This window comes from Streptococcus sp. Marseille-Q5112 (assembly GCF_916700555.1).
Lineage (GTDB): Bacteria > Bacillota > Bacilli > Lactobacillales > Streptococcaceae > Streptococcus > Streptococcus symci.
Window position 1 is genome coordinate 1 of sequence record NZ_CAKAKP010000021.1, and the last position, 10,943, is coordinate 10,943.

12 protein-coding genes and 5 pseudogenes are annotated in these 10,943 nt (G+C 37.5%); all 17 read right to left on the bottom strand.

The window, feature by feature from the left end:
* A pseudogene (locus LG372_RS09815) lies at window positions 1-238 on the bottom strand (hypothetical protein); the annotation flags it as partial.
* A 228-nt stretch (window positions 239-466) separates the two neighbouring features.
* Window positions 467-1,087, bottom strand: a pseudogene (locus LG372_RS09420) (hypothetical protein).
* Between the two features lies 1 nt (window position 1,088).
* Entirely contained in the window at window positions 1,089-1,280 is a 192-nt protein-coding gene (locus LG372_RS09425) for a hypothetical protein (RefSeq protein WP_225742680.1), read from the bottom strand.
* Window positions 1,277-1,903 (bottom strand): hypothetical protein, encoded by a 627-nt coding sequence (locus tag LG372_RS09430; RefSeq protein WP_225742681.1) that lies wholly within the window; start codon window positions 1,901-1,903, stop codon window positions 1,277-1,279. The genes LG372_RS09425 and LG372_RS09430 overlap by 4 nt, the downstream gene beginning before the upstream one ends.
* Window positions 1,900-2,526 (bottom strand): hypothetical protein, encoded by a 627-nt coding sequence (locus tag LG372_RS09435; RefSeq protein WP_225742682.1) that lies wholly within the window; start codon window positions 2,524-2,526, stop codon window positions 1,900-1,902. Before LG372_RS09435 ends, LG372_RS09430 begins: the two co-directional genes overlap by 4 nt.
* Window positions 2,523-3,158 carry a hypothetical protein gene (locus LG372_RS09440; RefSeq protein WP_225742683.1) on the bottom strand — a complete coding sequence of 212 codons (636 nt, stop codon included), beginning with the start codon at window positions 3,156-3,158 and terminating at the stop codon, window positions 2,523-2,525. The genes LG372_RS09435 and LG372_RS09440 overlap by 4 nt, the downstream gene beginning before the upstream one ends.
* Window positions 3,155-3,763, bottom strand: a complete 609-nt coding sequence (locus tag LG372_RS09445; RefSeq protein WP_225742684.1) for a hypothetical protein — start codon at window positions 3,761-3,763, stop codon at window positions 3,155-3,157. The genes LG372_RS09440 and LG372_RS09445 overlap by 4 nt, the downstream gene beginning before the upstream one ends.
* A complete protein-coding gene (locus tag LG372_RS09450) occupies window positions 3,760-4,389 on the bottom strand; it encodes a hypothetical protein (protein WP_225742685.1) in 630 nt (209 codons plus the stop codon). The genes LG372_RS09445 and LG372_RS09450 overlap by 4 nt, the downstream gene beginning before the upstream one ends.
* Window positions 4,386-5,003 carry a hypothetical protein gene (locus LG372_RS09455; protein ID WP_225742686.1) on the bottom strand — a complete coding sequence of 206 codons (618 nt, stop codon included), beginning with the start codon at window positions 5,001-5,003 and terminating at the stop codon, window positions 4,386-4,388. Before LG372_RS09455 ends, LG372_RS09450 begins: the two co-directional genes overlap by 4 nt.
* Window positions 5,000-5,627 (bottom strand): annotated as a pseudogene (locus LG372_RS09460) (hypothetical protein). Before LG372_RS09460 ends, LG372_RS09455 begins: the two are co-directional and overlap by 4 nt.
* 41 nt (window positions 5,628-5,668) lie before the next feature.
* On the bottom strand, window positions 5,669-6,241 hold the full coding sequence (locus LG372_RS09465; protein WP_225742687.1) for a hypothetical protein: 573 nt from the start codon (window positions 6,239-6,241) through the stop codon (window positions 5,669-5,671).
* Window positions 6,238-6,867: a hypothetical protein gene (locus LG372_RS09470; RefSeq protein WP_225742688.1), complete on the bottom strand. Its 630-nt coding sequence runs from the start codon at window positions 6,865-6,867 to the stop codon at window positions 6,238-6,240. Before LG372_RS09470 ends, LG372_RS09465 begins: the two co-directional genes overlap by 4 nt.
* A gap of 9 nt (window positions 6,868-6,876) precedes the next feature.
* Window positions 6,877-8,469 (bottom strand): LXG domain-containing protein, encoded by a 1,593-nt coding sequence (locus LG372_RS09475; RefSeq protein WP_225742691.1) that lies wholly within the window; start codon window positions 8,467-8,469, stop codon window positions 6,877-6,879.
* A gap of 247 nt (window positions 8,470-8,716) precedes the next feature.
* Window positions 8,717-9,343 carry a TipC family immunity protein gene (locus LG372_RS09480; protein WP_225742689.1) on the bottom strand — a complete coding sequence of 209 codons (627 nt, stop codon included), beginning with the start codon at window positions 9,341-9,343 and terminating at the stop codon, window positions 8,717-8,719.
* Between the two features lie 179 nt (window positions 9,344-9,522).
* A pseudogene (locus LG372_RS09485) lies at window positions 9,523-10,049 on the bottom strand (thiol-disulfide isomerase).
* Window positions 10,050-10,101: 52 nt separating this feature from the next.
* The gene (locus LG372_RS09490; RefSeq protein ID WP_225742690.1) at window positions 10,102-10,731 is read right to left on the bottom strand and encodes a hypothetical protein; all 630 of its coding nucleotides are present in this window, start codon (window positions 10,729-10,731) and stop codon (window positions 10,102-10,104) included.
* Window positions 10,728-10,943 (bottom strand): annotated as a pseudogene (locus tag LG372_RS09495) (hypothetical protein); the annotation flags it as partial. The gene LG372_RS09490 and the pseudogene LG372_RS09495, both read right to left, overlap by 4 nt.

The following is a 10,943-nucleotide window of genomic DNA, read 5'->3' on the forward strand; positions in this document are numbered from 1 at the left end:
TTCTTTTCTCTTCCTTTTTCTTTTTTCCCTTCCCTCCTTTTTCCCCCTTTTCCCTTCCCCCCCTTCCCTCCTTTCCTCCCTTTCTCTCTTTTTTCTTCTTTTCCCCCCCCCCATCAATCCCTTCTGGATGATGGCTTCGAACAAGTTTTTGCCCTTCAACATCATAAAAAATATCGCCATGCATCTCAAACCAAACTTTTTTACCTGATAATTTAAGCTTATTATCATTTTTTTTCAAGATTAATTCTGAGTAGTATTCTACATCATGTGTCCGAGGATTTACTGTAAAGTTAGCCGACTCTCCTGGTTGCAGAGTATACTTACCAAGATTTTGTGCCCATAGATAAAATAGAAAACTAGCTGCTAGGACTACAACAAGTACTAAACTACAACCTAAATTCCAATTCGATTTTTTCGTCATGCTCATTTGTAACTCTCCTTATAGTCGTCATACCTTTTTGGATCTCTATCTATTCTGCAATATTTCGTTCTCTTTCCTTTTTCTACGCTGACCCGACCACCTGATACACTGCAACAATATTATCATACGAAGAATCAAATAGACCAAACGAAGGATTTTCATCCTAGTAAGAACTGAACTAAACTCTTCTCTTACTAATTCTATTTCCTGAATTAAATCCTCAATATTCTTACCTAGCTTTTTCTCTACAATAAGCATTTTCTGATATCAAATAATATTTAGCATCCAAAGTTGAAAAATACGCTTCAGACAGTGTTCCTTCTAAAGGAAATGAAATATCGTAATTATTATTAGGAGTTTGATTATATTCAGCGAAGACTTGTTGACATATTTACAAGGATACCCCGTAATTTTAATATTTTTATAATCTAAATGCATTAACCGTCTAAGGCAGGGGTCGTCCACTCCTCTTTATAGTGGTATAATTTCATTTTCTTATCTACCATTGGCCAAACCATAACATACCGACTATGCATGAATTCTTGTTAATGCTGAGTTACTTGCAAACTGGTCACTAATATCATATATTGACCAAATAAGAACTATGAGCATTAAGACAGCTTGAGTTGGTTTGTTTTTATAATAGTTTCTTATTCTTTTTAACATTTTACTCTACAACTGCGGGATTGGATTTATCTAAATCTTTTTGAAATAAGGAAAAAACCTCTTGTAATGCATCATTATTCCCAGCATTTGAGTAAGAAACTTGCTCATCTTCTGGAAACCACATTTTACCAGCTAGTTCCAAATAACCATAAGGTATCTTTTTTGTATAATCACCTTTTAAATATAATTTCATTCTTCCTCATCGTCATAAACTGGTTCACCATGGATTTTGATGTATTCTTCATTCCTACGGTCATCTTCTTCCCAAACTGGGTCTCTCACATCGTCCATAAATGGAATTTCTTCCAAACTCAGCTCATTAGCCTCTTCATAACTCATCGAAAGGGTATCCTCATGTCGGTTTTTAAATTCCTCCACACTTAACCAGCTCTCTTTATCATCTTCGCTAATCTGACCATCAATAGCAGTCGCAATTTCAATGGCCATAATATACATAGCTCTTTTATCAACAGTGAGAAGGTCAAGGTGGGTAGAAGCTAAACGTAGACAGTCTCCTTTTTCTCGATAGTCTGTTGCTGGATTGTCTTCAAAATCTAATTCAAGATTTTCATATACATGACTCCCAAATTTGTTGGTAATCCCTTCTTTCAACTGAACATTATTCCATCTATTATCATGCATCCACTTATTCAATTTCAAGTGAATAGTTGGGTCTGTTTTAAATGGGCGAGTATTCCCAAAGTAAGAAAAATCTACTGGCTTACAATCTTTAGTATTAAACCACATTCTCTTCGCTAGTTCTATATAATCAAACGGAATTTCTTTGGTGTAATCACCTTTGATATAAAGTCTCACTCGTCGTCCTCATCGTCATAAACACGTTCGCCATGGATTTTGATATATTCTTCACGAAGGCGCTCTTCTTCATCCCACAAAGGTTCCTCTACAGGTTTCAAACTTTTCAGTTCCTCCACGCTGATATCAGTTGCTTGCTCGTAACTTAGTGATAAGACATCCTTGTGCAACTCCTTAAAAGTCTCTACATCCATCCAGGTTTGCTTGTCATCCTCGCTAATTTTTCCATCAATTGCACCAGCCACCTCGATTGCCATGATATACATAGCACGTTTATCAACCGTTAAAATATCCGTATGTGTTGTAGCAATCCTAAGGTTTTCTCCACGTTCTCTCCCATCAGTAATAAAATCATTTTCAAATTCCAATTGAATGTTTTCATCAGAAAACGAATTCCAAGGATTGCTCTTGTCGTATGGTATATGATTCCATCGTTTATCCTTAAATCGCCATTTATCAAATTGAACTCCAAAAAAGAAATCATCTTGTAGCATCCCATCATCTCCGACGTTTGAGTATGTAATTGGGTGACCGTGCCATTCCTTAAACCACATTTTCCAAACAAGCTCTCTAGTTGTGAAGTCTATTTTTTTCGTGAAATCACTATTGATATATAGTTTCATTCGTCTTCCTCATCGTCATCCAACTCCACTTCTCCATGAATTCGGATGTACTCTTCGCGCTTCCTATCCAATTCTTCCCAGATGGGATCGTCAATAGCGTCAATCGTTTGAATTTCTTCCAAACTCATTTCATTTGCCTCCTCAAAGGTTAGAGATAAGATATCTTGGTGCTTTTCCTTGAATTCCTCGATTGTTAACCATGTTTTCTTGTCATCTTCGCTAATTTGTCCGTTAAAGATTGTAGCAATCTCAATGGCCATGATATAGAAAGCTCTTTTATCAAGAGTGAGCAGTTCAAGATGAGTAGAAGCAAGACGCAAACAGTCTCCATTTTCTCGAAAATCTGTTACATAAGCATCTTCATAATCTAAATTTAGTTCTTCATCAATTTGTGAAAAAAAGCGATATTTTATCCCTTCTTGTATCGGAACATACAACCAACGTTCATCATAATCCTGTTTATCTAGTTTTAGATGAATTGCTATATCATTCCTATCTCTGATTTGAAGAAAACCAGAATAGGAGAGTGGGATGCCTTCTCCTTGATAACTTTCAAACCACATTTTCTTAGCTAGCTCTAAGTAATCAAATGGAATTTCTTTGGTGTAATCACCTTTTATGTAAAGTCTCATAAATCTGAGATATCGCCTCCATGTGCTAGTATATATTCTTTTCGACGAGTGGCCTCTTCCTCCCAAAGAGGGTCGTCTACAACATCCATCGTTTGAATTTCAATCAAACTTCGTTCATTTGCTTCATCAAAAGTCAGAGATAGAATAGCCTCGTGCTTTTTCTTAAATTCCTCGACTGTTAGCCATGCCTTCTTATTATCCTCGCTAATTTGCCCGTCAATGACCTTTGCAATCTCAAGCGCCATAATGTACATGGCGCGTCTATCAACTGTCAAAATTTCTAGATGGGTGGTTAAAATACGGAGATAGTCTCCCTTTTCATTATAATCCGTAGCGAATGCATCTTCAAAATTAATTTCAATACATTCTTTAATATGTGAAAAGAGACTTCGTACCCCTTCCTTTAGGGGGACACTAGACCATCTCTTATCCGCAGCACTTTTCCTCAATGATAAATTTGAGAAAAAATCTTCTTGTAGTTGCTCATTGTCTCCAGCATTTGAGTACGATACTTGCTTTTCTTCTGGAAACCACATTTTTCCAGCTAGTTCCAAATAACCATAAGGTACTCTTTTTGTATAATCGCCTTTAATATAAATTCTCACTCGTCGTCCTCATCGTCATAAACACGTTCTCCATGGATTTTGATATATTCTTCACGAAGGCGTTCTTCCTCTTCCCATAGAGGGTCTCTTACTGGTATCATTGTTTTTAATTCTTCCAAACTAATTTCAACCGCTTCATCATAAGTCAGCGAAAGAACATCCTTATGTAGCTCCTTAAAAGTCTCTACATCTAACCATGTCTCTTTGTCATCCGCGCTGATATTACCATCTATTGCACTCGCAACCTCGACCGCCATAATGTATAAAGCACGTTTATCTACTGTTAAAACATCTATATGAGATGTTGCGATACGTAGATAATCTCCACGTTCTCTCCACTCTGTAATGAAAGTTTTTTCAAATTCAAGTGTTACACTCTCATATTCCAAAGACAACCAAGGATTACTAGGAATTATAAAAGGAGCCTTATCCCATCTTTCGTCAACTGAAGACCATTTGTGTAACCGAACACCAAAGTAAAAATCATCCTGTAACATAGCATCGTCACCAACATTGGAGAAACTTATTTTCTTGCCTTTCCGTTCCTTAAACCACATCTTCCAAACAAGCTCTCTAGTTGTGAAGTCTATTTTTTTCTTAAAATCACTTTTGATATATAGTCTCACTCGTCTTCCTCATCGTCATCCAACTCCACTTCTCCATGAATTCGGATATACTCCTCGCGCTTCCAATCCAATTCTTCCCAGAGGGGCTCGTCTATCGCTTTCATAACCTTTATCTCTTCTAAACTAATATCGACCGCTTCGTCGTAGGTCAAATGCAACAGTTCTGCATGTTTCGTTTTAAATTCTTCAATACTCAGCCATGTTTCTTTGTCGTCTTCGCTGATTTGACCGTCAATAGCAGATGCCACCTCAATCGCCAGGATATACATCGCACGCTTGTCAACCGTCAAAATATCTAGATGAGTGGAAATAATTCGCAAATAATCACCTTTCTCACGCCCATCGCTTTCATAGGAATCTTCAAAATCCAATATTAGATACTCATATTTAAATGAATTCCACGGATTATCTCCTATTTTAAAATCAGTCACCCCCCAACGCTCATCATTCGAAGAAAATTTATCCAGACTAACGCTAAAATAAAAATCATCATCACGTGAGTAAGAAAAACCAACTTCCACACCTTTGCGTTCTTTGAACCACATTTTCCAAGGAAATTCCATACAGGTTTGGTATATACTAGTTTCGTAGTTGCCTTTAAGATATAGTCTCACTCGTCTTCCTCATCGTCATAAACACGTTCGCCATGGATAGCTATGTATTCTTCACGCTTCTTATCCAATTCTTCCCAGATGGGTTCGTCAATAGCGTCAATCGTCTGAATTTCTTCCAAACTCATCTCATTTGCTTCATCAAAAGTTAGAGATAAGATATCTTGGTGCTTTTCCTTGAATTCCTCGATTGTTAGCCATGTGTTCTTATCATCTTCACTGATTTGTCCATCAATAGCAATCGCAATTTCAAGCGCCATAATATACATAGCACGTTTATCAACTGTTAAAACATCCAAATAAATTAGAAGCGATTCTTAGGTATTTTCCCTTTTCTCTACCGTCGCTTTCGTAACTTCCTTCATAATCAAAATCAATATTTTCATACATTTGGGAATTTATTGCACTGCTTCCTTTAACCTTGGCATCTTTCCAACGAGAGCCACTTGCTCCCCACTTATCTAACCGCAAAGATAAATAGAAGTCATTTTGCAACATTTCATCATCCCCGACATTTGAGAAACTTATTTTTTGACCATTTCTTTCTTTAAACCACATCTTCCATGCGAGTTCTCTGTAGCCAAATGGCAATTTTCTAGTATAGTCACCTTTTATATATAGTCTCACTCGTCTTCCTCATCGTCGTCCAACTCCACCTCTCCATGGATTCAGATATACTCCTCGCGCTTCCTATCCAATTCTTCCCAAAGAGGCTCGTCTATGGCTTTCAAAACCTTTATCTCTTCTAAACTAATATCGACTGCTTCGTCGTAGGTCATATTCAGTAGGTCTTTATGTTTCGTTTTGAATTCTTCAATACTCAGCCATGTTTCTTTGTCGTCTTCGCTGATTTGACCGTCAATAGCAGATGCCACCTCAATCGCCAGGATATAGAGAGCTCGCTTATCAACCGTTAGAATATCCTTATGAGTCGTGATGATTCGTAGATAGTCTCCTTTTTCTCGTCCATCACTTTCATAGGAATCTTCAAAATTTAAATTTAAATTTTCACGCTTAAAAGTCGCCCAAGAGTCTTTTCCTATTCTAAAATCAGCCATTCCCCAACGCTCATCATTTGAAGAAAATTTATCTAGATTTAAACTCAAATAAAAATTATCATCAAATGCATAAGAAAAACCAACTTCCACACCCTTACGTTCCTTGAACCACATTTTCCAAGGATATTCCATACAGGTTTGGTATATACTAGTTTCGTAGTTGCCTTTAAGATATAGTCTCACTCGTCGTCCTCATCGTCATACACACGTTCGCCATGAATTTTTATGTACTCTTCTCGAAGCCTTTCTTCATCTTCCCATAGAGGATCTCTTACCGGTACAATTGTCTTTAATTCTTCCAAACTGATGTCAACAGCTTCATCATAAGTTAGTGAAAGAACATCCTTATGATATTCCTTAAATTCTTCTACACTTAGCCAACTTTGCTTGTCGTCTTCGCTAATCTGACCATCAATGGCAGATGCTACTTCAATAGCCATAACGTATAAAGCGCGCTTGTCAACCGTCAAAATATCTACATGAGTTGAGGCAATTCGAAGAAACTCCCCCTTTTCGCGGTCGTCGGAAATAAAGGCATGTTCAAATTCAAGTTCAATATCTTCATATTGCAAGGATAACCAAGGATTGCTCGGAATTATAAAAGGAGCCTTATCCCATCTTTCGTCAACTGAAGCCCATTTGCGCAACTCTGCTCCGAAATAAAAATCATCTTGCAACATCTCATCATCACCAACGTTGGAGTAACTTATTTTCTTGCCATTCCGTTCCTTAAACCACATCTTCCAAACTAGTTCTCTAGTAGTAAATGTTATTTTTTTAGCATAATCACCTTTGATGTATAGTCTCATATTGTCCACCTAGTTCCCGTAATAAATTCGATAACCCTTAAAAATCCTATTAATTATCTCTTCCTTTGTGTTTGTATCAAGTTTCCTTAGTTGGCGATTGGTATTTACCCAATCTTCTATAGATTTTCTTCCAGAAATTGTATTTACTTCAATATATTCATCAAGCGAATAGCCTGACTTCCCACTTCCAGATTGAACCTGGAAAACTCCATCACCATTAGAACCACTAGTTGGCTCCCAATCTACACGAAGCTTCACTTTTCTATTTCCTACTCGGGCTTCAATTAGTTTACCACCCTTGCCAGAAATGGTCTTACTCGTTGGTCTATTTGCCTGCCAGTTGTCGTAGTTGCTAGAATAATTAACCTGAATTTCGCCATTTTGTAAGGCCGTCTTTGTGATAGCTGATAAGCTAGTTACTGCTCCACTAGCTATCAGTACATTCCCATATTGTACCCCTGATACAGACACTGCCGTACCAGCTACGATACTTGTCCCTGCTGTTGGCGGACCAGCCATGATACTCAAAACTTCGAGGGCGCCACTCGCAAAGTAAACTCCCAATCCAGAGAATATTTGAGCTACTCCACTCCAAAATTCAGCTGAATTTGCTTCAAAGTTTTGTGCTTTTAGTTCATCAAACTTTTTGTTAACCAAATGAGTATAGTCGGCATCGTATTTCCCATTTTTTGAAACGACATAACCTTGTTCAAATGGATAAATGTCAATGATATTCCCTGTTTCATCAATCTTAAGAGTGTGATTGTAGTCGTCGATTATTTTATCCCATTCGGACTTGTCGTGACCTTTTAAGCGCTTCTCTAATTCGGCACGATAGTAGGCATCTCCATCTTCCGATAGCATCATATCCCTAGAAGCTTTATTGATGGCACGAGTTTCTGAGTCTTGAAAATCTCTTTTGGCATGCGAAACAATCTTCACATCCTTCATCTTCTGCACCCAGCTCATATCCACACCGTCCGCATAGTAGTTTCCATCGCTATCGACAATGATTTTACTTAGTTGCGTAGCTCCTTTGATGGCTAAGCTAAGGACTTCTAGACTATCACTGAAATACTGGGATACCTGTGAGACAAAAAATTCTAGTTTTTCAATCTTATCATTCAAATCCTGAATACCCGACTCGATTTGAAACTTGGTGTTGTAGAGGATGGTCTTCTCAGAGAAGGCTTTCCCCCAATTGAGACTAAAGAGGTCTGTGATTTGATTTAGCCAGTTCTCCCTCTCTTGAATCTGAGCTTCTACGATAGCTAACTGCTCTTCTCTCAGCTTTTTTAATTCCTTAAGCTGGTCTAGGTCCAAATCACCATATCCAGAGACCTGAGCATCCGCATCTTTGTAGGAGCTCAACTCTAGTTGGATATCATCTATCGCTGCTTGGAGCTTTTTGATGCTGGGGATGATAATCTCTATAAAGAGACCTTTACCAGCTGTGTAGGCTGCTCCTGTCAACTCACCTGAGTCTAAAGAGGAAATCAGGTGGTCACATCCGCTGGATAAACGGTCTGTGACTTCATTTGCGACTCGGAGGTTGTTGGTCTCATCGAAAATAACAATCAGACCTTCATTAAATGAGCAAATAAGTCTCCTTTACTAAACAATTGCAACAACTGATGCCTAGTTTATGGTTCCTAAATCTACCGATCCACCACTTGAGCTTCAAAGTGCGTCGGTTGGTCATCAACATTGGTGATAGTAATCGTATAAGGTGTTTCTTCCGTTACCCCAAAAGAAAGCAGACCAAAGCTATCGAATACAATAAAATGTTCTTAAGTACTCTATCATAGCAACCTACCTGTATAACACTATTGCCTCATCGTTTCGTTTGTTATTCTGTTCTCCATATATCCTTAACTGTCAATTCTCCCCAATTATCTGGGCTAAAACGACTAGAGTAGATAGTGGTCCAGTCTTTAAGAACTTTATTACGGAGTACATTATCTGCTTCTTTGCGAATCTCATCGACAGTCTTACCGTGTTTGGCAAGAAAGTCCTCTACTTGAGACTGATGATAATATCTTTCGCTTTTCTCATCGTGATACCATATAAATCGTTCTAATTGCTGATTGTTTACATCGTACAGGTAATCTACATTTATGCTTGTCTCTGTATTTGGTATTCTCAAACGCATTTCTATCCCAACTTTCGTCATCTCCTGAAATCCAAAATAAAAATAATAACCTAGAGAATGAATAGTATTTGGTAAATCTACACTTTTATAATCAATAGAATGAATAGAAATTTCTTGAGAATCGTTGTCCACAATTTTTAACCCTTTTAACTTATAAAAAGCTCGCCCTTTCCAGAGAAATGTATAATTGTGATAATCACTTTCTTCGTAGTATATTTCATCAAAAATATTATGAACTCTCTGATATTTATAATACTGAAAACCAGAGAAAGATAATAATAGAACTATTAGCAACGAAAAAATTGCAAATTTCTTCTTCCTCATCTAATCACCTCATCTCTATCAAGTCTTGATTACCTGTTTCAATATTTCGAATGAAATTATAAGTACTTGGGTAATTTTTTTGTAGCTTATCTACGGTATCTTTTTCTAGTAAAATTCCTCAACACAACCAGTTGTTCATACAGCATTGTGTTGAGCAAGAAGCCTCTTTCTCTGGGAAACTATCCATACAAGGTCTGATACATCTTTTGCATGAAAGCCTCAAGCTCTTTTTGAACAATTTTTAATAGTCGCTCTTCTTCGGCTTGGGGGATAGTCACACTCTCTTTTATATTTTTTCATTTATTTGAAAATAGGCGCTAGAAACTAAATCAAAGTTCTTATCCAATTCATATAGTACACTAGTTATTTTACCATCTACCTCTATTCTAAAATAAGCAGTAACCCCATTCTGTCCCGGATTTGAGATATCCAAATCGATGTCTCCTTTTATCTCTATGGAGTCAATTCCTCCATCCAATCGAATAGCACCATCGGGAGGAACGACATAGCCTGCTTTACGGATGTCAGACGCATATTTTCCTGATGCCATTAAATGATGAAGAACTTCAATTCTTTCATTTTTCTCAAAGGCTTCTTTTAAAGTACTAGATTGTCGGAAATGATTGTATGCAAAATATGAAGGAATTGCTAACAGAAACAAAAACAATACAATCAACCATTTAAACTGTTTTAATTTATCTGACATTAGTCTTCCCCCTATTCAACACTCTCTTTCAAATAAGTGCTATTGTAAATTATCACTCGTCTTCCTCGTCGTCATAAACTGGCTCGCCATGGATTTTGATGTATTCTTCATTCCTGCGGTCATCTTCTTCCCAGACTGGGTCTCTCACATCGTCCATAAATGGAATTTCTTCCAAACTCAGCTCATTAGCCTCTTCATAACTCATCGAAAGGATTGCCTCATGCCGTTTTTTAAATTCCTCCACACTTAACCAGCTCTCTTTATCATCTTCGCTAATCTGACCATCAATAGCAGTCGCAATTTCAATGGCCATAATATACATAGCTCGTTTATCAACAGTAAGAAGGTCAAGGTGGGTAGAAGCGATTCTTAAACATTCGCCTTTCTCACGAAAGTCCGACATCATAGCATCTTCGTAATCTAGCTGTATATATTCACATTTATGGGATAAAAAATCATATTTTATCCCTTCCTTTATTTGAACACTCCTCCATCTAACATCATGAGTTTCCTTGTCTAATTCTAAGTGAATAGAAAGTTTATCGATTGGTAAATCTAGATACCCAGCATACGATAAATCTGGCTCTATTCCATCTTTTTCCTCAAACCACATCCTTTTCGCTAGTTCCATGTAATCAAATGGAATTTCTTTGGTGTAATCACCTTTGATGTATAGTCTCACTCGTCTTCCTCATCGTCATCCAACTCCACTTCTCCATGAATTCGGATATACTCCTCGCGCTTCCAATCCAATTCTTCCCAGAGGGGCTCGTCTATCGCTTTCATAACCTTTATCTCTTCTAAACTAATATCGACCGCTTCGTCGTAGGTCAAATGCAACAGTTCTGCATGTTTCGTTTTAAATTCTTCAATACTCAGCCATGTTTCTTTGTC